Origin of the sequence: Pseudoalteromonas sp. D15MCD-2 (assembly GCF_038562745.1) — a bacterium.
Lineage (GTDB): Bacteria > Pseudomonadota > Gammaproteobacteria > Enterobacterales > Alteromonadaceae > Pseudoalteromonas.
On the sequence record NZ_JBCFQE010000001.1, the window covers coordinates 209,841 to 231,952 of the forward strand.

General features: G+C 42.5%; 24 protein-coding genes. 16 read left to right on the forward strand and 8 right to left on the reverse strand.

Features of this window, described 5'->3' with window-relative positions; all coding sequences use genetic code 11:
* Window position 1 precedes the first annotated feature (1 nt).
* The 10 genes from AADY36_RS00855 to AADY36_RS00900 all read left to right on the forward strand — a co-directional run bounded on the left by AADY36_RS00855 (window position 2) and on the right by AADY36_RS00900 (window position 10,178).
* Window positions 2–1,708 carry a T6SS phospholipase effector Tle1-like catalytic domain-containing protein gene (locus AADY36_RS00855; protein ID WP_239962289.1) on the forward strand — a complete coding sequence of 569 codons (1,707 nt, stop codon included), beginning with the start codon at window positions 2–4 and terminating at the stop codon, window positions 1,706–1,708.
* On the forward strand, window positions 1,693–2,211 hold the full coding sequence (locus AADY36_RS00860) for a DUF2931 family protein (RefSeq protein WP_239962291.1): 519 nt from the start codon (window positions 1,693–1,695) through the stop codon (window positions 2,209–2,211). Before AADY36_RS00855 ends, AADY36_RS00860 begins: the two co-directional genes overlap by 16 nt.
* A 9-nt stretch (window positions 2,212–2,220) precedes the next feature.
* Complete coding sequence (locus tag AADY36_RS00865) at window positions 2,221–2,733, forward strand: DUF2931 domain-containing protein (protein ID WP_342408391.1); 513 nt, start codon at window positions 2,221–2,223, stop codon at window positions 2,731–2,733.
* A gap of 2 nt (window positions 2,734–2,735) precedes the next feature.
* Window positions 2,736–3,269 carry a DUF2931 domain-containing protein gene (locus AADY36_RS00870; protein WP_342408392.1) on the forward strand — a complete coding sequence of 178 codons (534 nt, stop codon included), beginning with the start codon at window positions 2,736–2,738 and terminating at the stop codon, window positions 3,267–3,269.
* A 451-nt stretch (window positions 3,270–3,720) separates the two neighbouring features.
* Window positions 3,721–5,268: a 2-isopropylmalate synthase gene (gene leuA / locus AADY36_RS00875; RefSeq protein WP_054562897.1), complete on the forward strand. Its 1,548-nt coding sequence runs from the start codon at window positions 3,721–3,723 to the stop codon at window positions 5,266–5,268.
* A complete protein-coding gene (leuB, locus tag AADY36_RS00880; protein ID WP_054554475.1) occupies window positions 5,265–6,341 on the forward strand; it encodes a 3-isopropylmalate dehydrogenase in 1,077 nt (358 codons plus the stop codon). Before leuA ends, leuB begins: the two co-directional genes overlap by 4 nt.
* 58 nt (window positions 6,342–6,399) lie before the next feature.
* Window positions 6,400–7,800, forward strand: a complete 1,401-nt coding sequence (leuC, locus tag AADY36_RS00885; protein ID WP_054554474.1) for a 3-isopropylmalate dehydratase large subunit — start codon at window positions 6,400–6,402, stop codon at window positions 7,798–7,800.
* A complete protein-coding gene (gene leuD, locus AADY36_RS00890) occupies window positions 7,800–8,399 on the forward strand; it encodes a 3-isopropylmalate dehydratase small subunit (protein WP_054562894.1) in 600 nt (199 codons plus the stop codon). The genes leuC and leuD overlap by 1 nt, the downstream gene beginning before the upstream one ends.
* A 108-nt stretch (window positions 8,400–8,507) precedes the next feature.
* A complete protein-coding gene (locus AADY36_RS00895; protein ID WP_054562893.1) occupies window positions 8,508–9,494 on the forward strand; it encodes a hypothetical protein in 987 nt (328 codons plus the stop codon).
* A gap of 90 nt (window positions 9,495–9,584) precedes the next feature.
* On the forward strand, window positions 9,585–10,178 hold the full coding sequence (locus tag AADY36_RS00900; protein ID WP_054562892.1) for a hypothetical protein: 594 nt from the start codon (window positions 9,585–9,587) through the stop codon (window positions 10,176–10,178).
* A 2-nt stretch (window positions 10,179–10,180) separates the two neighbouring features.
* On the opposite strand, the gene AADY36_RS00905 is transcribed toward AADY36_RS00900, so the two are convergent.
* Complete coding sequence (locus tag AADY36_RS00905) at window positions 10,181–10,546, reverse strand: hypothetical protein (RefSeq protein ID WP_055198597.1); 366 nt, start codon at window positions 10,544–10,546, stop codon at window positions 10,181–10,183.
* A 127-nt stretch (window positions 10,547–10,673) separates the two neighbouring features.
* Here AADY36_RS00905 and AADY36_RS00910 point away from each other — a divergent pair, with 127 nt between their 5' ends.
* A complete protein-coding gene (locus AADY36_RS00910) occupies window positions 10,674–11,120 on the forward strand; it encodes a tellurite resistance TerB family protein (RefSeq protein ID WP_342408393.1) in 447 nt (148 codons plus the stop codon).
* Between the two features lie 268 nt (window positions 11,121–11,388).
* On the opposite strand, the gene AADY36_RS00915 is transcribed toward AADY36_RS00910, so the two are convergent.
* Window positions 11,389–11,958, reverse strand: coding sequence for an NADPH-dependent FMN reductase (locus AADY36_RS00915; protein ID WP_054562889.1), 570 nt, complete (start codon window positions 11,956–11,958; stop codon window positions 11,389–11,391).
* Between the two features lie 130 nt (window positions 11,959–12,088).
* Here AADY36_RS00915 and AADY36_RS00920 point away from each other — a divergent pair, with 130 nt between their 5' ends.
* A complete protein-coding gene (locus AADY36_RS00920; protein ID WP_054562888.1) occupies window positions 12,089–12,982 on the forward strand; it encodes a LysR family transcriptional regulator in 894 nt (297 codons plus the stop codon).
* Here AADY36_RS00920 and norR read toward each other — a convergent pair.
* Window positions 12,979–14,541, reverse strand: coding sequence for a nitric oxide reductase transcriptional regulator NorR (norR, locus tag AADY36_RS00925; RefSeq protein ID WP_054562887.1), 1,563 nt, complete (start codon window positions 14,539–14,541; stop codon window positions 12,979–12,981). The two genes, AADY36_RS00920 and norR, sit on opposite strands and share 4 nt — an antisense overlap.
* Before the next feature lie 156 nt (window positions 14,542–14,697).
* Between norR and AADY36_RS00930 the strand changes: the two genes are divergently transcribed.
* Together AADY36_RS00930 and hmpA are read left to right on the forward strand one after the other, a co-directional pair.
* Window positions 14,698–15,930, forward strand: coding sequence for an NnrS family protein (locus AADY36_RS00930; protein ID WP_342408394.1), 1,233 nt, complete (start codon window positions 14,698–14,700; stop codon window positions 15,928–15,930).
* Window positions 15,931–15,950: 20 nt separating this feature from the next.
* Window positions 15,951–17,114 (forward strand): NO-inducible flavohemoprotein, encoded by a 1,164-nt coding sequence (gene hmpA, locus AADY36_RS00935; protein WP_285221783.1) that lies wholly within the window; start codon window positions 15,951–15,953, stop codon window positions 17,112–17,114.
* Between the two features lie 33 nt (window positions 17,115–17,147).
* On the opposite strand, the gene AADY36_RS00940 is transcribed toward hmpA, so the two are convergent.
* The 3 genes from AADY36_RS00940 to AADY36_RS00950 all read right to left on the reverse strand — a co-directional run bounded on the left by AADY36_RS00940 (window position 17,148) and on the right by AADY36_RS00950 (window position 19,896).
* Window positions 17,148–17,522, reverse strand: a complete 375-nt coding sequence (locus AADY36_RS00940; RefSeq protein ID WP_285221784.1) for a hypothetical protein — start codon at window positions 17,520–17,522, stop codon at window positions 17,148–17,150.
* Entirely contained in the window at window positions 17,515–19,143 is a 1,629-nt protein-coding gene (locus tag AADY36_RS00945) for a S41 family peptidase (protein WP_342408395.1), read from the reverse strand. The genes AADY36_RS00940 and AADY36_RS00945 overlap by 8 nt, the downstream gene beginning before the upstream one ends.
* Before the next feature lie 99 nt (window positions 19,144–19,242).
* The gene (locus AADY36_RS00950) at window positions 19,243–19,896 is read right to left on the reverse strand and encodes an endonuclease (RefSeq protein WP_285221786.1); all 654 of its coding nucleotides are present in this window, start codon (window positions 19,894–19,896) and stop codon (window positions 19,243–19,245) included.
* Between the two features lie 116 nt (window positions 19,897–20,012).
* On the opposite strand from AADY36_RS00950, the gene AADY36_RS00955 reads away from it, so the two are divergent.
* A complete protein-coding gene (locus AADY36_RS00955) occupies window positions 20,013–20,366 on the forward strand; it encodes a VOC family protein (RefSeq protein ID WP_054562881.1) in 354 nt (117 codons plus the stop codon).
* On the opposite strand, the gene AADY36_RS00960 is transcribed toward AADY36_RS00955, so the two are convergent.
* A complete protein-coding gene (locus AADY36_RS00960; protein ID WP_342408396.1) occupies window positions 20,341–21,066 on the reverse strand; it encodes a hypothetical protein in 726 nt (241 codons plus the stop codon). The two genes, AADY36_RS00955 and AADY36_RS00960, sit on opposite strands and share 26 nt — an antisense overlap.
* A 158-nt stretch (window positions 21,067–21,224) precedes the next feature.
* Between AADY36_RS00960 and AADY36_RS00965 the strand changes: the two genes are divergently transcribed.
* Complete coding sequence (locus AADY36_RS00965) at window positions 21,225–21,605, forward strand: hypothetical protein (protein ID WP_054554459.1); 381 nt, start codon at window positions 21,225–21,227, stop codon at window positions 21,603–21,605.
* A gap of 7 nt (window positions 21,606–21,612) precedes the next feature.
* On the opposite strand, the gene AADY36_RS00970 is transcribed toward AADY36_RS00965, so the two are convergent.
* A complete protein-coding gene (locus AADY36_RS00970; protein WP_054562879.1) occupies window positions 21,613–22,050 on the reverse strand; it encodes a PaaI family thioesterase in 438 nt (145 codons plus the stop codon).
* Window positions 22,051–22,112: the final 62 nt, after the last annotated feature.

Consider the following 22,112-nt stretch of genomic DNA (forward strand, 5'->3'; position numbering starts at 1 on the left):
AATGAGCCAAGCAATGCCAATGGCAGTAAACCTTGTTAATACACTTGTTATTAATACCGGTGCGGGTGCAACAACAAAGCATATTATTGTAAAAGTACTGGGCGATGTTGATGTAGAAATACAGCTACTTTCACAAGGCAACAAGGTCGTAGTTGAAAAACAAGCAGCGCAGCACTACCGTTTTAATAACCTGTCGCAAGATACACCTTACACTCTCAAAGCAATTGTTGCTGGTAAGGCCGAGTTTACTCTTGTAAATGAGCAGCAATTTGCAGACTATTTTAATTCAAACACGGTAAAGTCATTTAATATTGGCAGTAAGGGCGGCCCGCAACTATTTAAGCATAAAATTTTACCTAAAGGCCATGTAGAACTCACCTTACTTGCCGAACCGCCTTGCTTTGGGGTGTTTTTTGATGGCACAGGTAATAACCGTTTTAACGACATACAAGACTCAACAGACAGCAAGGAGCCTACGAATGTTGTTAAGTTGTTTGAGTTATATCCCGCTGAAGACTTTCAAGCACGCCATTACGTAGAAGGAATTGGTACCAAAGCGAATAAAAGTGATTCAACACTAGATATGGGCTTGGCGTTTAGTTTTGACGAGCGTATAAAAAAAACTATATCTGCTATGAACGTATTTTTTGAGAGTTTTCAAAAAGTACGAGTGGTCTTCATAGATGTGTTTGGTTTTAGTCGAGGTGCAGCCCAAGCGCGAGCGTTTATTAATCAGGTCAATGCAATATATCAAGACAAGCCAAATTATTGGGGCAGCATTAAGCCTGTTATTCGTTTTGTAGGCTTATTTGATAGTGTTGCATCTATTGGCGGCGATGGCGATAATAACCACAGCGAATTTTACGCCGATGACGAACTTGACTACCCCATTAACTTAAATTTAGCGAGCAGTAGTGCCGGGTATGTAATGCACTTAGCTGCGTTTGATGAAAAGCGCGATAAATTCCCTCTTAGCTCATTACTCAGTAGTAACATGCAGCTATCAGAAAACCACAAAGAAATTGAGCTCCCAGGTGTGCACTCAGATATTGGTGGCGGTTATGGCCCCGTCGAAACGAGTATTCTTTACCCTCGGCAGTATATTGTGGGCCAAGCCGGTGAGCTAGAGCACGACAAAGAGCTCGTACAGCTTAAACAGACACTTGAACAAAAATATTATTGGCCAACAATTAATATTCAATTTAAAGCAAGCCGGCCAAGAATAAATCGGCAACCAAAGCGGATTTGGAATAAATCAGAAAATACAATTTACACCAGCTATAGGCCGTATTGGCGTCGTAAATTAAGTAATATTCTGCCGCATTACAGTTTAGCGCTAATGCACGAAACGGCTGTAAATCAAGGGGTGCCGTTGCAAAACCTAGCAGAGCTTGCCAACCGTAAACAAGCTGATGGTCAGGCTTTTCCTTATGTTTTACCAAGCGAGCTTAAATCGCTTGTAGATACAGCGCGCAGTTTTGGGCCGCAAAGTGATGCCTGGCATGCTTTATACAAAGACTACATTCACCATAGTGTTAAATACGCAGCAACGATTGATGCGATAGCTCACGGCCCTGAAGAAGAAGCAGAATTTACCACTAAAAACCAACAGCGCGAGCTTTTTTATAACCAGCCAAGCCAAGCTGAAACAAGCACACAATGGCAATCACAACTAATAAATGGATACCGACTATGGACAAGTTTATAAAACCACTCATCTCACTTGCATGTGCTTTGCTCATAGCCGGTTGCTCGTCAACAGGAAAAATAGATTACATGGTAGCAGGCGTAGGCACTGAGAATGGGAATGCTATTTGGGGGCGCTCGGTGATATTTGATGATGCATGGGGCATACCATCAGGGGCTATTGGTTGCTGTTATGGAGAAACAAGAGCGACAGTTGGTGTATACGACCAAAAATTCCCCGAAAAAGTGGCGGTTGAATGGCTCGATAAATCAGAAAATAGAATTTATTACGGTGAAGTGGCCATAGATAAGGCTGGGTATAAATTAGCTAAAACCTTACCTAGATACACCGTTGTGAGCACTGGGCGCAAAGCAAAAGAAATCATACCTTATTTAATAATAGGAATGAGCGAGACAGGTGAAATCAACGTTTGGCTATCCAATGCGCCCTCGGGAAGAAATAGAACTGAGCGTGTATTACATGAACTTGGCTCTGGGCAAGCGCAATGGCGTGAGAATAAATAAAAACCGACTATGGACAAGTTTATAAAACCACTCTTCTCACTTGCATGTGCTTTGCTCATAGCCGGTTGCTCGTCAACAGGAAAAATAGATTACATGGTCGTATCTGGCTCAACTGATGAAGGTAATGATATTTTTGCGACATTAATAGAATTTGATGGGCGTTGGAGTGTCCCTGCAGGTGCAATGTCGTGTTGCCGAGCTACGGCAGGTGCAATGGTCGGAGTTTATGAGCAAAAATTCCCGGAAAAAGTTGAAGTTGAATGGCTCGATAAATCAGAAAATAGAATTTATTACGGTGAAGTGACCATAGATAAGGCGGGGTATAAATTAGCCAAATCACTCCCTACCTTCACTCTATCAACAGGAGAGGTATTTAAAGAAATAAAGCCTTATTTAATTATTGGTATGGGAGAAACTGGTGAAATAAAAGTGTGGATATCAAATACACCTTCAGCAGGGTTCACAGGGCGAGTATTACATGAACTAGGCTCAGGGCAAGCGCAATGGCGCGAGAATAATTAAAAATGCATTTAGTGACTATGGACAAGTTTATAAAACCACTCATCTCAATTGCATGTGCTTTGTTTTTGGCCGGTTGCTCGACAACGGGAAAAATAGATTACATGGTAGCAGGCGTTGGCACTGAGAATGGGAATGCTATTTGGGGGCGCTCAGTGGTATTTGATGATACATGGGGCATACCATCAGGGGCAATTGAGTGTTGTTATGCTGAGGCTGGCGGTACAGTCAGTTTGTACGACCAAAAATTTCCCGAAAAAGTGGCGGTTGAATGGCTCGATAAATCAGAAAATAGAATTTACTACGGTGAAGTGGCCATAGATAAGGCAGGGTATAAATTAGCTAAAAATTTACCTAGATATACATGGGTAAGCACAGGAGAAATAGAAACAAATATAACCCCCTACTTGATAATTGGTATGGGAGAAACTGGTGAAATAAAAGTATGGCTAACTAATGCGCGCTCTGAAAGGAATAGAATTGGCCGTGTATTACATGAACTTGGCTCTGGGCAAGCGCAATGGCGTGAGGAGCGATGATCTTTTTAGAACGCCTTACTAAATAATTAGATTTTTTCCTCGTACTGTTACTTTATGTGTATGTGATAACTATCACATTTAAAAGTTAATCTAAGCAATAGAAGCTTTACCTTCCGAAACTTTAAACGTTCAATGCATTTAATTGGGTTTAATTAACCTTTAAAGTGTGCTTTTGTGGATTTTTAATTTTATTAAGGCGATTTAAAAATCGCTTTTGTGGAAAAATTATGCTTGCAAGCAAGTTTTTTGAATGTTAAAAATACAGCCACTGAACACACATTTAGTAAATTAAGATGCAAATTACACATTCAATTACATTAAAACTAAACCTCTTACTGCTTAAATCAGTGAGCGGGGCTTAGTGTATTTGCATTTGTAGAACATTAAAAAACCCCGCAACCGCGGGGTTTTTTTTATCTCGCTAATGGGTCATTGGGAACGAGGACAGTTTATGAAAGATAAGGTTTGGATTTTTGACACAACGTTACGTGATGGTGAGCAAGCATTAAAAGCAAGCCTAACCGAAGACGACAAAATTCAACTTGCGCATACCATTAGCCGCTTAAATGTGGATGTAATGGAAGTGGGTTTTCCGGTATCTAGTCCGGCAGATTTTCGCTCTGTACAGCGCATTGCGACTGAAGTGAAAGGGCCGATTATTTGTGGCTTAGCACGTGCTGTAGCAAAAGATATTGAAGCATGTGGTGAAGCACTTCGCCCAGCAGAGCAGGGTCGTATTCATACATTTATTGCAACCAGTCCATTACACCTTGAGCACAAATTACGTATGAGCTTAGACGATGCAACAGCGATGGCTGTTAAGTCGATTAAACTTGCGCGTAACTACACGGATGACGTTGAGTTTTCGTGTGAAGATGCAGGTCGTACACCGCATTGGGATTTATGCCGTATCGTTGAAAGCGCTATTGATGCGGGTGCATCAACTATCAACTTACCTGACACCGTAGGCTATGTAACGCCAGACGAATACGCTGCGATGATCCACCACTTAATGAACAATGTGCCAAATATCGACAAGGCGCGTTTAAGCGTGCATTGCCATAACGATTTAGGTTTAGCGGTTGCTAACTCAATCGCTGCAGTACAAGCCGGTGCTCGCCAAATCGAATGTACAATAAATGGTATTGGTGAGCGTGCAGGTAACTGCTCGCTTGAAGAAGTCGCGATGATCATGAAGATGCGTGAAGACCACTTAAAAGTGCATACCGATATTCGCAGTGAAGAGATTTACCGTGCTTCGCGCCAAATAGCGAAGATTTGTAATATGCCAGTGCAACCAAACAAAGCAATTGTTGGTGAAAACGCCTTTGCACACAGCTCAGGGATCCACCAAGACGGCGTATTAAAAGCACAAAACACTTACGAAATTATGTCGCCAGAAAGTGTTGGTGTACCAAATAACCAATTAAACATGACTTCGCGTTCAGGTCGTCATGTTATTGAGCATCGTTTAGAAGAGTTAGGCTATCAAAAATCTGATTACGATATGGATAGCTTATACAGCAGCTTCTTAGCATTAGCAGACCAAAAAGGTACTGTGTATGACTACGACTTAGAAGCGATGATTTACTTTAATCAAATCAAAGATAAAGACGAGAAGTACCAACTTGAGTTTGTTAACTCTACGTCTAACTCACAATCGGTGGCGAGTTCAACAATCGGCATGACAATTGATGGCGAGTCTAAGCAAGAGGCAGCAACGGGTAACGGCCCTGTCGAAGCATCATTCTTAGCAATTGAGCGCTTAACGGGTATGTCGGTTGAGATGATTGAATATAACCTAGAAGCAACAGGCCAAGGCGCCAGCTCGCTAGGACAAGTGAATATTATCGCTAAATACGATGGTCGCCCTTATCACGGTGCGGGCATTGCAGCGGATGTGGTTGAAGCGTCGGTACGCGCTATGATCCGCGTTTATAACTTAATTTATCGTGCACAAAAAGTGTCTGATTTAAAACAACAGAGGAAAGCAGGATGAGTCAATCGAATTACAGTATCGCAGTATTAGCAGGCGACGGGATTGGTCCAGAAGTTATGGCAGCAGCAGAAACCGTCTTGGATGCTGTAAGCGAAAAATTTGGTTTTACTTTGACTCGTCATCATCACGCGATTGGTGGTGCTGCTATTGATGAGTTTGGCCAGGCACTGCCGCAAAGCACACTGAGTGCCTGCGAAAATGCCGATGCGATTTTATTTGGCTCGGTAGGTGGTCCTAAGTGGGAAAACTTACCACCGAATGAGCAACCTGAGCGAGCTTCACTGTTGCCACTGCGTAAGCATTTTGGTTTGTTCTGTAATTTACGCCCAGCACAATTATTACCAGCACTAAGTGCTGCATCACCACTACGTGCAGATATCAGTGCACAAGGCTTTGATATCTTATGTGTGCGCGAGCTAACCGGTGGTATTTATTTCGGTGAAAAAGGCCGAAGTGGCGAAGGTGAGCAAGAAGCTGCTTTCGATACCCAAACATATTCACGTAAAGAAATTGAGCGCATCGCACGCTTTGCCTTTGAAGCCGCTAAGCTGCGTAGTAATCATGTTACTTCGGTTGATAAAGCGAATGTATTAGCGACCAGCGTACTTTGGCGTGAAGTGGTCTCTGAAGTGAGCAAAGACTACCCAGAGGTAAGCCTTGACTACATTTATGTTGATAACGCGGCAATGCAGTTAGTTAAGCAGCCAAGTCAGTTTGATGTATTACTTTGCGATAACTTATTTGGTGACATTTTGTCTGATGAGTGCGCGATGATCACAGGCTCTATGGGCTTATTACCATCAGCGAGTTTAAATCAGTCTGGCTTTGGTTTGTATGAGCCAGCTGGTGGCTCAGCACCAGATATCGCTGGCAAAGGGGTTGCAAACCCAATCGCGCAAATTTTAAGTGCTGCGCTTATGTTGCGTTACTCACTAGGGCAAGATGAAGCGGCTCGTACGATTGAAAAAGCGGTGGCAGAAGCGGTTGAAGCCGGTGTTGGTACGCCAGATATCTACCCAAATGCAGGGTATACCACCAGTGATGTTGCTGCGGCAATTGTGGCACGTATTTAATTAAAAATTGTTTGCGCTGAGCTCGTCACTCAGCGTAACTAAAATGAGGGAATAGCAAGTGGCCCAAACCTTATACGATAAAATTTGGCAAGCTCATGTAGTCGCCAGCATAAATGATCAAACTGATTTACTTTATATCGACCGTCACCTAGTTCATGAAGTTACATCGCCGCAAGCCTTTGCTGGTTTACGTGAGAAAAACCGCAAAGTACGTTGCCCAGAAAAAACCTTTGCGACCATGGACCATAACGTTTCAACAAAAAGCCGTTCATTAGATGCTGCGAGTGAAGTGTCGAAAAATCAATTAATGGCACTGGATGCAAACTGTAAAGAGTTTGGTATTCAACTTTATGATTTAAATTCGATTAATCAAGGTATTGTGCATGTAATGGGGCCTGAGCAGGGCATTACCTTACCGGGCACAACCATAGTGTGTGGTGACAGCCATACCTCTACCCACGGTGCATTTGGAGCACTAGCGCACGGTATCGGTACTTCAGAAGTTGAGCATGTTCTAGCTACTCAAACACTGCAGCAGAAAAAAGCCAAGTCATTAAAAATTCAAATAAATGGTCGCCTGCGCCCAACTGTTACTGCCAAAGATTTAATCATGGCGGTGATTGGTAAATTAGGCACTGCGGGTGGTACTGGCTATGTTGCTGAATTTTGTGGCGAAGGAATCGAAGCGCTGTCTATGGAAGCGCGCATGACGCTTTGTAATATGAGTATTGAAATGGGTGCAAAAGCGGGGTTAATCGCACCAGATCAAACAACTTATGATTATTTAAAAGGTCGCCCATTTGCACCACAAGGTGCTGACTTTGATAGTGCCGTTGCCTATTGGCAAACACTAAAAACAGATGAAGGCGCAGAGTTTGATCATGTTGTTGAATTAGAGGCCGCTGATATTCAACCGCAAATTACTTGGGGTACCAGCCCTGAGCAAGTGATTGGCGTAGATGAATTCATTCCTGATCCTGAGCAAGAGCCAGATCTAATCAAGGCTGATGCAATCCGCAGCGCACTAAAGTATATGGGTTTAAAAGCCGGTGATAAATTGTCTTCTGCGACTGTTGATACGGTGTTTATTGGCTCATGTACAAATAGCCGAATTGAAGATTTACGTGCTGCCGCGCAAATTGTTGAAGGTAAGCAGGTTGCAGCGGGTGTTGAAGCGCTGATTGTTCCTGGTTCTGGCCTTGTAAAAAAACAAGCTGAAGACGAAGGCCTTGCAGATATCTTCAAAGCAGCTGGCTTTGAATGGCGTGAACCAGGTTGTTCAATGTGCTTAGCAATGAATGACGACAGATTAGAAGCCGGTAAACGCTGTGCTTCTACATCAAATCGTAACTTTGAAGGACGCCAAGGTCGTGGTGGACGCACTCACTTAGTGAGCCCAGCAATGGCTGCGGCAGCGGCAATTCATGGTCGTTTTGTTGATATCAGAGGAGAAGCCTAATGAGCGTATTTTTTAGTGGCTTAATGGCCCCGTTAGATAAAAACAATGTTGATACTGACCAAATTATTCCAAAGCAGTTTTTAACTTCGACCAGCCGTGATGGCTTTGATGCGGCGCTTTTCTACGATTGGCGTTATTTAGATAACGGCGAGCCAAACCCTGAGTTTATTTTGAACCGCCCTTGTTACCAAGGTGCGCAAATTCTTTTAACTCGCGACAATTTTGGTTGTGGTTCATCGCGTGAGCATGCGCCATGGGCATTAAAGCAATATGGTTTTGAAGTTATTTTAGCGGAAAGCTTTGCCGATATTTTCTTTAATAACTGCGGCAATAACCAAATGCTTGCTATCGCATTACCAGCAGAAACACTTGAGCAATTATTTGTGCTGAGTGAACAGCATGATGATATTCATATCGAAGTTGATTTAGAAAACCAACAACTTCGTAGCGATAAGTTTGACACTATTCACTTTGATATTCGCCATGACATTAAAGAGCGTTTATTAAGTGGCTTAGATTTTATCGGTGTGACTGAAACACTTAACAGCCAAATTGATGCTTTTGAGCAGCAACTAGCAGCAGAGCGCCCTTGGCAATAACCTGTTTTTCCATGTGAACCTAAACGCGGCCAAGGCCGCGTTTTTATTTGTTTCTAAAAAAGAAAGTTGCTAATTTGGTTGGTAAAATAACGAAAACAACAAATAACTATGTGGCCTCTTTCTCCTAAATCTATCGGCATCTTGATGGGTGTGCTTTATGGCATCAGCGTGCGCATCTTTCTTGAAGTTAGCGAAACGTTTAATTTCGGTAGCCTCGTTACTATTTCGTTTATGTTTTTAGTGCCTGTGGCTATTGGGTTTATACGGGTACATTTTGAATATAATCAACTGTCGCCGATGACATATGGAAGAATGGCGGTAGTCGCTTGGCAGCCTATTTTTGTGTTCTTATTTGTCAGCGTAGTAACTCTTTTAGAAGGAAGTATCTGCGTTGCAATGGCCCTCCCTGCATTTATGTTTTTTGCTAGTATTGGCGGTATGTTAGCAGGGCTATGTCATCGCCTTTGGGAAAAGAAAAGCAACAAAGCGGTGATGTCGGTAGCTTTGTTGCCGTTGATCCTTTCTCCTTTAGAGCTCAACTTTTTACACTTATCGAAAACTTACGAAGTTAAAAATGCGATTGTTATCAATGCGCCTGTTGATGTTGTGTGGCAACAATTAGCTAATGTTAGCCAAATTCATGAGGGCGAATATCCAAGTTCATTTTCGCAATTAATTGGTATTCCTAGGCCAATTCGAGCTGATATGAGTGGTGATGGGGTAGGTGCAATTAGAACCAGCCAGTGGCAGAAAAATGTTGTATTTAAAGAAGTGATAACCGAGTGGCTGCCGAATGAGAAAATGCTTTATAACTTTGAGATTGACCCTGAGTTAATTCCTGATCATGCACTTGATCAGCATGTGAAATTAGGTGGTGAATATTTTTCGCCGCTGCATGGCGGTTATGAGTTAGTTACAAGTGGTAATAATCAAACGCTGTTAAGCCTTAAAACGACGGTACTTGATAACACTAACTTTGGCATTTATTCACGAGTCTGGGGGGAAGTGATCTTTCAGGATTTTCACCGAGCACTTCTCAAGCTAATGAAAGATCGCGCTGAAAATGACAACAAATTAGTTGCAAAAACAGGATGACCACTCGCTGTCTAGCAGCTTATCGTAATTGTTTTCTTTATGGCCTTTAAACCATTAGCCTAGGCTGAAATTTTATTTAGGGAACACACCATGAAATACTTAGTAGCATCGATGCTCGTGGCAGCGTCATCAGTAGCGGCTGCACGACCTGCACCATTAGTGTCAATTCCAAGCCATGATGGCTTTTTTGATAATATTGCTGCCCATTGCGGTAAAGCTTACGAAGGTAAAGTGAGCGTTGATAACGCTGCTGGTCCAAGCTCATTTGCGGGCAAAAAGTTAGTAATGCATGTACGTCGTTGTAACGAGCGTGAGTTACAAGTGCCATTTCATGTAGGTGATGATGCATCTCGTACTTGGATCATCACAAAAACGGGCAGTGGTTTGAGTTTAAAGCATGACCATCGTCATAAAGATGGCAGCGATGATAAATCAACCATGTATGGTGGGCATACTCTTGATGCGGGTTTTGCTAACGCGCAGTCGTTCCCGGCTGATCAGTATTCAAAAGAGTTGTTTGTGAGCCAAGGTATTCCGCAATCAATGGGTAACACGTGGCAAATGTATATTTACCCTAAGCAATTTACCTATCGCTTAGTGCGTGAAGGGCGTGAATTTCGTGTTGATTTTGACTTAACTAAACCTATCACGCCGCCAAGCGCGCCGTGGGGATATGAAGACTAGTGCTATTTAGCTTCGTCTTCACACTGTAAAACAACCGTTAAAGGTGGCTGATAGGCGCGTGGTTTAGTTGGAAAACGTTCATACTCCTGCACCCCATCAGTCACTCTTAGCATAAATGGTTTGTCTCTACATAAGCGACTTGCATGGCGCAGTAAGAATACGCTTTGATTGCGAAAGTGCTTATAGTCGTCAGACTGAATTTCGAGGTGATAGCGGCCGTCGGCCAATTTAGTTTGGTAGTAATGGACTTTTTCGTCGAAGTCATAGAGCTTTTCGGTTTCGCCTTTTGCTGCCTGCGCATTACTGCACCCCGCTAACATTAAAACGGCGCTGATTAATAGTGCTTGTGTACTTCTCACTTCACTCATAAACACTTAACTCCATGTGATTAATACCTTGTTTCATTTAGATGTTGAACCTGAGTTAGCATCCATAGTCAAACTAAGGTAACGTTACGTCTTACATGTAGTCTAACACCCAAAAAGGGAAAATGTGATGCTCAATAAAATAAAACAGCTGTTTTCAGCGCTGAATGATACCCAATCTAACATTGCTGAGCATGACCTAAAAACCGCCGTTGCTGCGTTATTAATTGAGGTTATGCGTGCAGACAATGAGTTACAAGATGATGAGCAACAGACCCTGAATGAGACCTTAAAGAAGTATTTCTCGCTTAACGAGGAAGAGGTTCAAGAGTTAGTTGCAAGTGCATCGCAAAGCTTAGATGATGCAATAGATTATTTTCAGTTTTCAAAGCAAGTTAATGCCCAGTGCAGTGCTGAGCAGCGTATTGAAATCATCGAGCTGTTGTGGCGTTTAGCCTATGCAGATGGCAATTTAGATAAGCATGAAGAAATGGTTATTCGCCGCGTCGCAAGCTTGCTGTATGTAACTCATGAAGACTTTATCGCTGCTAAGCTAGCAGTGACAAAGCTAAGCTAGGGCGTGTTGACCTTTGTGGATTAAAATTTGTTCACTCTAGGGGCGATTTTATCGCGGCGCGAGATTTGTAACCTAGTGGGCTAAGTAAAAATCGAGCAACAAAGAGTTAATCGTCCCTAGGAAGAACCCGAAGGGCAGCGCGTGTTTGGCATTGATACTGCGTTATCGCCTATTTATGTGGAACAACCACACTACATAGGCTCTGCCTTGCCTAAATACCAAACACACTGCTGCAAAATTAATCATAAAAGGTCAACACGCCCTTATATTACTTATTTAATTTGCTCGCTACGCTCACAAGTTGCTGGGCAAGGCTGGCAACTTGCTCGGCTGTATCAGCATCGCTGATGCGGCCTTGCTCATCTAATTTAGTGTGGATAGCAGGTACTGCGAGTTGATCTGCAAGTACTAAACTACCAATACCTGATAAAATATCACGCACGTGATTTAAACCACGTAAGCCACCTAAACCACCCGGCGAAGATGCATAAAGTGCAGTCACTTTATTACGAAATGCAGGCACTGCGCCTTGCTCTGTACGAGAAGCCCAATCGATTGCGTTTTTAAGTGGCGCTGTAATTGAGCCATTATATTCTGGGCTTGCTAATAAAATGCCATCAGCAGCGCGAAGCTTATCTTTTAATAATTGTGCGCCAGCAGGTGTACCTTGCGCTTCAATATCTTCATCAAATAATGGTAAGTCTAAATCACTTAATTTAATCACTTCTACTTCAGCACCACTTTCGAGGGCGAAGCGTGCAGCTTCATTAATCAGTTTTTGATTAAAGCTGTCTTTACGTAGGCTGCCTGCTAGGGCAATAATTTTTGGTGCTGTCATGATGGCTTCCTTTTTTAAGCTTCACTATTGATATGCTCGCTGTTGATATACTCACTGTAGCAAAAAACAGCTTGCAGAAAAGCCAAATAAACGCAAAACTTATGTGCGTATATGCACACAAGGAGCCGTTATGGCGATTCAATTTGATGATTGGCAAGATGTAAAAGTCGCTTATGAGGTGGCAAGGCTCGGCACGTTAACCGCTGCTGCCGAATCGTTAGGTGTTCACCACAGCACAGTGCTTAGAAGAATCAATAATTTAGAAGATAACCTTGATGCGCGGTTATTCCACCGCCATGCCCGTGGCTATACAGTGACAGAAATCGGCGCTAAGTTGTTTGCGACTGCAAAATCGATTAACGCTGAACTTGAAAAACTTCACAACGATATTATTGCCGCTGATAGCCAACTGCGAGGCAGTTTATTATTAACTACGGTTAGTGGTTTTATTGATGTGCTTAGTGATGTCTGTGAGCAGTTTCAAAGTCTGCACCCGCAAGTGCAACTCGAAGTTATTCTTGATCAAAACCGTTTACGCCTTGATCACGGTCAGGCGCACATTGCTGTGCGAGCGGGTCCTCGGCCTGATGAAGGCGACTATATTGCCCAGCATTTAGCTGAACTTTCGTCAGGGTTTTATGCCTCTAAAAGTTATATTGAAAAGTATGGCATGCCAAAGAATATTGAGCAGTTGCAACAACATAGTTTTGTTTCTGGGGTGGCTGGGTATAACGGTAAAGTGCCTTATTTTGCATGGGTTGATCAACATATTGAACCTTCGCAAATTAAGTTACGGGTGTCTGAAACATCAGAAGCTACACGGGCGATTGTTAGAGGCTTAGGAATTGGTGGTTTACAGCATGAAGTGGCAAGCCAATACCCTGATCTGCTGCCAGTGCTTCCTAAAGAGCTAAACTGGCCAACGGATCTTTGGCTGGTAACGCATCACTTGGTGCATCGCACAGCCAAAGTCCAAGCATTTAGTCAGCTTTTAAAAGCCTATTTTAAAGATTTAAAAGCTTAAACAGACTTTTTAACGCTAATGCCTAGCCGTTTGGCTAGACGCACAAGGTTGGCTCTATCAACACTTAAGCTACGTGCTGTGGCAGCCCAGTTTAGGTTATGTAGTTCAAGCTGTTGCATAATCAATTGATAACTAAAAGCGTCAGTTGCCTCTTTCAGCGATAAGCGAGTGGCTTTTTGTTCGTTAACTGCAACAGGGCTTGGTGCGGCAACGGCGGTTTTAGCAATATCACAATGCTCAGGCTCGATTGTGACAATGCTTTGTTGCCATTGCTGTTGTTTGGCTTTGAGTGCTGCGCGACTGATCACATGTTCAAGCTCTCTCACATTGCCTGGCCAATCATATTGACGCAGTAGTAACTGTGTATCGCTACTAAGCTTAAGTTGTTTAATTGCCAATTTTTTAGATGTTTGCTCAATAAAAAAGCCTGCCAATAAAATAACATCGTTATCGCGCTCTTTTAGTGGTGCAACATACAATGGGTAAACGCTTAAGCGGTGATAAAGGTCTGCACGAAAGCGCCCCGCAGCGACTTCTTGTTTTAAATCGCGGTTGGTTGCTGCAATCACTCTGACATCAACATAACGGCTTTGATCTTCCCCGACGGTTTGTACTTCACCACTTTGTAATACGCGTAATAACTTACTTTGCATAGCAAGCGGAAGCTCGCCGATTTCATCTAAAAACAGGGTACCACCATCGGCGAGTTGAAACTTACCCTGGCGAGCAGTATGTGCGCCAGTAAATGCGCCTTTACTGTGACCAAAAAACTCACTTTCGGCTAAGTTCTCTGGTAACGATGCGCAGTTTAAGTGGATCAACGGCATGTCACGGCGTTTTGAGTTTAAATGGATATTGCGCGCAACGAGTTCTTTACCTACGCCTGTATCACCTTGTATTAATACACTAAATTCTGAGGCAGCTACGAGCTGGATATCATTTTTAAGGGTCTGCATTACTTGGCTATTACCAATAATTTCGACACCTTCTCGTGTTAGTGCCTCAAGGTTAAGCTGCTGCGCAACTTGATGGTTGTGCTGTGCGTGCTGCATAAAATGCTGCAAGGTTAAGGCATGCTCAACATAACCTGCGGCTAGCTGTTTTAGTTGATTGAGCTCGTTCATTGCTAAAGCGTCAAAGGCATGTTCATCTAAACTATCAAAGGTCAAAACACCCAATAGTTCGTTATTGTCTTTGCTGCTCAGCAGCGGCACACCCATGCAGGCATGAACAGGAAAGTCTCCATGCTGGCTTTGTAATAAACCATCGTAGGGATCGGGTAGGCCACAATCTTTGGCAAATTTTAGCGGTTCACTGCCACGGCATATTTCAAATAAGCGCGGATGCTCCGCTATTTTAAAGCGTCTTCCTAACGTATCGTCCGACAACCCATGAAGGGCTACGGGCTTTAACACATCGCCTTGTTTCAATAATAAGGCAACTGCATCACATTCAAGCCAATCATTAATGCAACTCAACAGATAACTGAAATTATGATCAACACTGCTTGCTTTGGTAAGTGCAAGTGCAACATCAAGAAGGGATTTTTTGAACGTCATGTCAATTTGACCTGAATGTGTTTTATTGATGTTTTTAATGGTGTGTCATTTTGACTTATTTATCAAGTGTCCAAATTTAATACATTGATATTTAATGACTTTTGTTTTTGGCTCGAACTGTGCAATAGCTAGGGAAATTAAACGCTGAGAGCACTAATGAAAGTCATTAATTTAACTGAACCTATGCCAACTAAGATCAAATTTTATCAACTCAGCCAGTGGCCGTTATGGGCATTAGCATTTCGGCCTTTTTTCTTGGCGGCAGGTGCCTTAGCTGTGTTTGCAATGAGTTACTGGTTTTTAATCTTGGCGGGTTATGCACAGTGGCATCTAACAATGCCCGCAACGCTTTGGCATGCTCACGAAATGCTGTTTGGCTTTGCAGGCGTGGTTGCCATGGGCTTTTTGCTAACCGCCGCACAAACATGGACAGGTGTGGCGAGTGTAAGTGGTATTAAGCTTTGTTTGCTGAGCATGGTTTGGCTTGCTGCAAGGCTTAGTTTTTTTATTGAGATTGCAGGGTTCGAGCAGCTAAACCTTTATATTGTTAGTGCGCTACAACTCGTTTGGTGGCTAGCTGGAATTATTATTCTAGCTGACATGCTGATACAGGCGAAAAGCAGCCATAACTACTTATTTGTTGTCATCGCATCTTTGCTCTGTGCACTCAATGTGATTTTTTTGAGCTTAGTTGTACTTAATAAAATGTCGCTGGCACTGGGGGTTGTTGATACTGCTGTACTTATCATGACACTGCTAGTTGGTGTTGTCGCTGGGCGAGTTGTGCCATTTTTTACCGCGCGCGGCCTTAACCTAACTGAACAAGTTAGAACCCCCAAGCTCGATAATTTAGTTGTATTTAGCTCATTTTTCGCCATTGCGTGGTTCTTTATGAGTCAGCTATTTTTTAGCGCAATGAGCACTGGTTGGGTTTTTGCTTGGCTTGCTTGTTTACATTCAGCTCGGTGTGTTTTGTGGTGGCATAAAGGCATTCTAAAAGTGCCTTTGCTATGGTCATTACACGTGGCTTATTGGGCTTTATCGGTTGGTTTAATACTTATCGCGCTGAGCTATTTCAGCCCTATTATCTTATTCAAAGATGCGCTTCATCTGATCACTGTTGGCACCATAGGTGTGATGATCATCGCCATGATGGTACGTGTCTCTCATGGTCACACTGGGCGCGCATTACAAGCCCCTGCGTACATTAGTTTGGCATTTGTACTCATTGTGATAGCTGCCATTGTACGTTCGTTACTTCCTGTTTATTTAGGTCATCACCTTGCATGGCAGTTAAGTGCGTTGCTGTGGGTTGCTGGCTTTAGCTTATTTTTATTTCATTGTGCGCCCATCTTAGTGAATCGTCGTGTTGATGGTCGCCGCGGTTAATCTCTCCAATAGGAAAAACTATGTTATCTGAAAAAACGATCCAGATTGTTAAAAGTACTTTGCCGTTGCTTGCACAAGCAGGCCCTCAAGTGACTGAGTATTTTTATGATCGTATGTTTAGCTACAACCCTGAGCTTAAAAATATTTTTAATATGACACATCAGCAATCGGGCTCTCAGCAATTTGCGCTGTTTAATGCTTTAGCTGCCTACGCGGCAAATATTGATAACTTGGCAGTGTTAAAAGGTGCGCTTGCGCGCATTAATCATAAACACACCAGTTACCATATTTTGCCAGAGCATTATCCTATTGTTGGTGGACATTTGATTGCGACTTTAAAAGAGTTATTGCCAGAACAATTTACTCCTGAGGTTGAGTATGCATGGCGTGAAGCCTATTCATTATTAGCGGATGTATGTATCAACGAGGAGATGTCGCTATATCAAAAAACCAAAAAGGCGCCGGGAGGATGGTTTGGTACCCGTACTTTCACTATTACAGAAAAACGTATGGAGTCATCGCAAATTTGTAGTTTCACCTTAACGCCTGTCGATACAAAGCCTGTAGTGGCGTATTTACCGGGCCAATATTTAGGGATTAAAGTAACGCCTGCAAACAGTGATTTAACGCAAGTTAGACAATACTCTTTATCGCAGCAAAGTAATGGTCGTAATTACCGAATTAGCGTGAAAAAAGAAGGCTTGGTATCTAACTACCTTCACAGCTTAACTGAGGGGGATGAGGTAGAAATTTACCCACCCGCAGGCGACTTTGTGCTTCGCGAAATTGACTCGCCTGTTGTATTGATCTCAGCGGGAGTTGGTCAAACCCCGATGATGGCGATGCTCGAAACACTATTAAGTAATCAACCTAATCAGCCAATTCATTACCTGCATGCTTGCGACAGTGAGACGCAGTTTGCCTTTAAAGAGTATTTATTTAAGCAACAGCAAGCGCACGCTTCATTACATTGTGTTACCTGGTTTAAAGATGGCAAGAGGGGCGATTTTGCGGGCTTAATGGATGTAAACCACATCGCTGAAAGCTTACCAATAAGCAAAGGTGACTTTTACCTGTGTGGCCCAATCGCATTTATGGCAATGATAAAAGAGCAACTACTGGGTATTGGGGTTGCAAGTGAACGCATTCATTATGAGGTGTTTGGCCCTCATCAAAGCCTATGATGTAAAAGGCGCAGCTGAAGCTGCGCCTTTTTGTTAGTTAACTTCGCACTCTACATTAGGAAGTGGAATACGGAGCTCTTTTTTGGGGTAGTAAAGCAGGCATTGCTCGCCCGCCTTTTGCAACACAAACTTCTCAGAGGGAATTGAATGGGCACCCATAATTGGCAGGCCATCAGCCCCTTTGTTGGTGCCGTGGTCAATCAGCAACTCTGCGCTTTTAGTAAACACATCATCGGCTAAGGTGACCAGTGCACCGCCTTTAGCTGATTGAATAGCCTGCTGTATATCAGTAATCACTCCCGGGTTTACCCGAACAAGCGTGGCATCTTGCGGTTGCTCCGCTTGAGTACTTTTACAGCCAGCTATGCTTGCCAGTAAGGTGCAGGTTAATAACAGTGCTTTATTCATTATCACCTTCCTTAGCTGGTAGCGGACGGGTTAAATCCATATTATTTTTGTAAAGTGTAGTATTGGCTTTTAGCGCAATACCAGCTTCATCAGCAGCATAAGATGAGGTTGTCGCTTGCTTAGCTGTGACACTTTGTGTTACCACTGGGCAACTATCATTCTCAATATGATAAAGCGCTGCACTCAGAAGTGTTTCATCACTATCACCTAACTGGTGGTTAAAGTCGTCATCGAGTTTACAGCCTTTTACATCTGCATCGAATTGCGGTGAAGGAGTTGGTACTAAGCCGTCAGAGTATTCGCCAAAGCCTTTGTAATTCACACCCGTTAGCTGAATGGTGTAGTAAGTGGTTGCACAGTTATGCGTTGGGGTAAAACCATATGGTTTACCGCAGGTTTTACCACCTATTAAAACAACTTCAGTATCTATGCCTTTTAAGCCATTGATAAGTGCTTCTGATGCTGAACACGTATTATCAGTGCTGAGTACATAGACTTTCGATAAATTTAAGTCAGGGAGAATATTACCTGTTCCCTCGAAAGTAGAATAATCGACTTCAATATCAATAAACGGGTATGGGTCGCTCTCGGGCTGCTTGTCATTTTCAATGACTTGATAGTAAAAATAGTCACTCGTATTGGCTGGACCTGCAATCATATAGGCAAGTTGTGAAGAAAGCGCTAATAAACCACCGCCATTGTATCTAAGGTCGATCACAAGCTCGTCGATATTGTCGGTTTTGAACTTATTCACAGCACTTATCAGCTCAGGCTGAGCAATACTTATGTGGCTGTTAAACTGCATGTAGCCAACTTTAGTGCCATCTCCTGTGGTAATAGTATCGACATTTTGTACAGGTGTTTGGGTTATATTACCTGCGACTAGAGTAAACGATTTTTCGGTGCCATCATTACTGCTTACAACAAAATTGTGCGAGTCGCCAGCTGTCGGCCCAAATAGCGCTTCATTTAGAATATCTACGCCTTGTTGAGTATTAGTGTCAATGCTGACGTCGTCGACCATTAAAATAGTATCACCGCGCTGTAAGCCTGCATTTGCAGCTGGTGAGTCACTCTCTAAATAGGCTACACGTAACTCTCGTGGCGGAACATTACTGATAAATGCCCAATTGATACCATAGCCAGAAACCACACCTGATTGTGACTCTTGAAAATACTCATCTGTCGGCCTGCTGAAATGGAATTGATCTTTATAAGCACCAGAGTCTGTTTTTTCGAAGGTTTTTAATTGATCAAAATAAGCGGCGACAGAGCTGAAGTTATCTGGGTCATTGTCTTCTATTTCATCGTACCAAAGATAGGTTTCGTCACTCCATGAACGTAGCCACATCTTCTCAGTAAACTCAGAGCCTGCTGTATCTGGGTAAGGTTGATTATCGTTATATGGATCATTGCCAGTTCGCGGTACAGCGCATTGATCTTTAAATTCGCTTGATGGCTCAAAAACACCAGCCGTCCAAGTGGGTTCTGAAGTTGTTGGTGGTGGATTCGTGGTATCGGTATTGCTCGATGAGCCACCGCCACCGCCGCCGCAGCCAGATAAAGACATGCCTGAAGCCGCTAAGAAGACAGCTAAAGCGAGTTTGTTATTTTTAAACATGGTGCTTCCTTTCTTATATAAATTGTTTAAAAACTAACAATTACTTAATCTGAAAGCAATAAATTATAGTGTCTAAAATGTAAACGAATGTGCTGCTAGTTATAAAGACTTTCGATTGCTAATTTCAGCTATTTCAAGCTTTTGCCACGATTCAAATAATTTACGTTGTTTATCAGATATTTTTAAGCCATAGGTTTTTTGCATATAAAAATAGGTATCGGCTATTTGCTTTCTTGCATAAATGGGTGGCTCAAATACGCGTTGCTTAAAGTCGACTTTTACAGGGCATGCTCCGTAACTTGCACTTGATGTTGACACCATGCCGTAGCGAAAGTTTGAACGGTCAGCATTGATCTCGCCTATAGCAGGTGCAAGGTTATTAATGTCGGCCTCCATTTGACGAAACTTTTTACTGACCTTTTTACAGTTTTTGCGACCGCCATCCTGCCAGCATTGTAATTGATGACCAAACTCCCAGGCAGGCACAATGTGCTCCCACTCTATTCTTTTTGCGCGAGCATTCTCTTTTCCTGAACGGGTGACAGAGTTTCTAGGAATATAACCACACGCATCAGGGTCTGGCACAAGTTTTTTACCTTGGCGCTTGATATCGCAACCACAATATAAGCTTTTACTATTGCTTGGTAGATTCTTAATTAAATGCTTTTTGGCACTGTAAAAGCTCGAAAACTCTTTAGCGGATATAGGAAAAGTGAAAATAAAACAAAGGGCTAAGTATAGAAATAAACGCATATCCATCACATCAGTGAACTACAGGAACAGCTATTCTAGAGCGACTATTCTAAAAAGGAAAAGTTTTTCAACTCAGCTATAGTTGTTAGGCCGTTTTTATTAAAGGAATTACAACCATGTTATTAGGTGCTTTTTCTGTAAGTCTAAATGTAAAAGATATTCGTGCTTCAAAGCAGTTTTATGAAAAGCTAGGTTTCAAAGAGTTTGCTGGGGAGATAGAACAGCATTGGCTAATAATGAAAAACGGTGAACATTTAATTGGTTTGTTTCAAGGTATGTTTGATAAAACCATGCTGACCTTTAATCCTGGGTGGGATCAAAATGCTGAAGCTTTGGATGAATTTGCAACCTTTGAGCAATTAGCTGCACAATTTCAGCAACAAGGATTAGAAATACAAAAGGCCGGTGACGCGAGTTTTATTATCACCGACCCAGATGGCAATCCTATTTTGATTGACCAACACGTGTAGCTGGCTTTTTACGTTTAATTCGAACGTTTTGTAGTAACAAGAGAACTCCTGTAATACAAAATACTACGCTGGTGGCTGAGAAGCTGATGAGTAGTGGATTGTTAAAGTTCTCACGCTCATCATAATCCATAATGTGTAGCATCCAGAAAAAGTCGAAAATGCGCCACAGGGTGCTGCGCACAGTTATAACTTTACCGGTTTGGCTATCTAAATATAAGGTTGTTGTTAACCAATCATCGAAGCTAATTTGCCAAACATTGGCTTTGTGACCGACTTCTCTAGGCCCTTTTGTTAATAACTGCGCTTGCGTTATTTTTGCGTCAATAAGCAGGTGAGCTTGCGCATTTTCAATGATTTGCGCTTTACTCGGTGCAGGCATTTTAGCACCTGTTCTGCCATCAAAAATAAACGTACCGCTAGAGGATGTAACTTCTATAATCGGGGTATTTAAAAAATGGCTATATTTAATACCCTCGATTTGCTCGAATTGCGCTGTTATTTTATCAATTGAAGCAGGGTAGTCCGACAATAAAAATGGACTACTTAAACTGCGATTAGCCAGATGCTTACCATGCACTTTTTCAAGTGGTAATGAGCTCATCACAAGCCCACCTAAAATCCAAAAAAAGATCTGCAAAGCAAGTAAGTAGCCAAGCCATTTATGCCCTTTACGAGCATACTTAAACAGGCGTTTATTCATTATTACCCCGTTATTATTGTTATGTGGGCGCTATTTTAGGTTGTTTAGCTAGATTGCCAATGCGGCATAATGTCGCATTAACTGTATTCTAGATTTGGTATATATACAAAACTGAGTTAAAGTTTCAGTCGATATAAATAGAGGGTAAAAACGAGAGTATGTCGGAAATTCAATTTTTAAATGTAGATCTGGAGCTTGAATCAAAGCACGATATTAGTGCGCTTGTTGCTGATTTGAAGAAAAACGCCATGGTTTTACATTATGACCAAGATGAATACCGCCAACTAGCACGTATTGAAGCAACCGCAGATATCAGCTCTCCTGATAAAGCAATTAACCAGCTTTGCGAGCTTATTGAGTCTTGCTCGCGCAATGCATTAAAACAGTGGTTATCGTGCTCAAAGCGTACATTTGATATAGGCTTTGAATCAGGTAATTCGCCTAAATGCTTTAACCAACCCCTGCATGCCGATACCTTGTTACGTATCTCTGCAATTGGCGCAGGGATTGAAATTACTATTTATCCTGTCGAAAAATAGCCTGAATTTATCGCTCTACAACAGCTGCGGTCATTCTTGATACGCAGCAAAGCTCTCCTGCGGCATTGGTAATTTTAATATCCCAAACAGAAGTTCGCTTACCTAAATGCAGCGGTCTAGCAGTTGCTGTTAACGTTCCTTTGCGTGACGCTTTCATGTGGTTGGCATTAATTTCTTGGCCAACAGCATAAAACTTATTGAAATCAACCACGAAATTGGCTGCATAGCTTGCCACTGTCTCTGCTAATACAACGTTTGCTCCGCCATGGACCATGCCCATAGGGTTATGATGCTCAGGAATAGCAGGCATGGTTGCCATTAAATAATCATCGCCAATTTCAGTTACCTCAATGCCCATAGTTTTCATTAAAGTGCCTTGACCGGTAATCCCTTGTTCAAGCTCTTTGCAAAGCTCTAACGTGATTGGTTGGTGCCAAATACTCATTGTGTTTCCTTAGCCTGCTAATTAAAGCTAATACCTTATGGCATCTTTCGGTGTGGTTCAAT

What these genes read in the sequence shown, in the direction of transcription:
- AADY36_RS00855 (WP_239962289.1), top strand. Translation starts at nt 2, where the DNA reads ATGAGCCAAGCAATGCCAATGGCAGTAAACCTTGTTAATACACTTGTT.
- AADY36_RS00860 (WP_239962291.1), top strand. Translation starts at nt 1,693, where the DNA reads ATGGACAAGTTTATAAAACCACTCATCTCACTTGCATGTGCTTTGCTC.
- AADY36_RS00865 (WP_342408391.1), top strand. Translation starts at nt 2,221, where the DNA reads ATGGACAAGTTTATAAAACCACTCTTCTCACTTGCATGTGCTTTGCTC.
- AADY36_RS00870 (WP_342408392.1), top strand. Translation starts at nt 2,736, where the DNA reads ATGCATTTAGTGACTATGGACAAGTTTATAAAACCACTCATCTCAATT.
- leuA (WP_054562897.1), top strand. Translation starts at nt 3,721, where the DNA reads ATGAAAGATAAGGTTTGGATTTTTGACACAACGTTACGTGATGGTGAG.
- leuB (WP_054554475.1), top strand. Translation starts at nt 5,265, where the DNA reads ATGAGTCAATCGAATTACAGTATCGCAGTATTAGCAGGCGACGGGATT.
- leuD (WP_054562894.1), top strand. Translation starts at nt 7,800, where the DNA reads ATGAGCGTATTTTTTAGTGGCTTAATGGCCCCGTTAGATAAAAACAAT.
- AADY36_RS00895 (WP_054562893.1), top strand. Translation starts at nt 8,508, where the DNA reads ATGTGGCCTCTTTCTCCTAAATCTATCGGCATCTTGATGGGTGTGCTT.
- AADY36_RS00900 (WP_054562892.1), top strand. Translation starts at nt 9,585, where the DNA reads ATGAAATACTTAGTAGCATCGATGCTCGTGGCAGCGTCATCAGTAGCG.
- AADY36_RS00905 (WP_055198597.1), bottom strand. Translation starts at nt 10,546, where the DNA reads ATGAGTGAAGTGAGAAGTACACAAGCACTATTAATCAGCGCCGTTTTA.
- AADY36_RS00910 (WP_342408393.1), top strand. Translation starts at nt 10,674, where the DNA reads ATGCTCAATAAAATAAAACAGCTGTTTTCAGCGCTGAATGATACCCAA.
- AADY36_RS00915 (WP_054562889.1), bottom strand. Translation starts at nt 11,958, where the DNA reads ATGACAGCACCAAAAATTATTGCCCTAGCAGGCAGCCTACGTAAAGAC.
- AADY36_RS00920 (WP_054562888.1), top strand. Translation starts at nt 12,089, where the DNA reads ATGGCGATTCAATTTGATGATTGGCAAGATGTAAAAGTCGCTTATGAG.
- norR (WP_054562887.1), bottom strand. Translation starts at nt 14,541, where the DNA reads ATGACGTTCAAAAAATCCCTTCTTGATGTTGCACTTGCACTTACCAAA.
- AADY36_RS00930 (WP_342408394.1), top strand. Translation starts at nt 14,698, where the DNA reads ATGAAAGTCATTAATTTAACTGAACCTATGCCAACTAAGATCAAATTT.
- hmpA (WP_285221783.1), top strand. Translation starts at nt 15,951, where the DNA reads ATGTTATCTGAAAAAACGATCCAGATTGTTAAAAGTACTTTGCCGTTG.
- AADY36_RS00940 (WP_285221784.1), bottom strand. Translation starts at nt 17,522, where the DNA reads ATGAATAAAGCACTGTTATTAACCTGCACCTTACTGGCAAGCATAGCT.
- AADY36_RS00945 (WP_342408395.1), bottom strand. Translation starts at nt 19,143, where the DNA reads ATGTTTAAAAATAACAAACTCGCTTTAGCTGTCTTCTTAGCGGCTTCA.
- AADY36_RS00950 (WP_285221786.1), bottom strand. Translation starts at nt 19,896, where the DNA reads ATGCGTTTATTTCTATACTTAGCCCTTTGTTTTATTTTCACTTTTCCT.
- AADY36_RS00955 (WP_054562881.1), top strand. Translation starts at nt 20,013, where the DNA reads ATGTTATTAGGTGCTTTTTCTGTAAGTCTAAATGTAAAAGATATTCGT.
- AADY36_RS00960 (WP_342408396.1), bottom strand. Translation starts at nt 21,066, where the DNA reads ATGAATAAACGCCTGTTTAAGTATGCTCGTAAAGGGCATAAATGGCTT.
- AADY36_RS00965 (WP_054554459.1), top strand. Translation starts at nt 21,225, where the DNA reads ATGTCGGAAATTCAATTTTTAAATGTAGATCTGGAGCTTGAATCAAAG.
- AADY36_RS00970 (WP_054562879.1), bottom strand. Translation starts at nt 22,050, where the DNA reads ATGAGTATTTGGCACCAACCAATCACGTTAGAGCTTTGCAAAGAGCTT.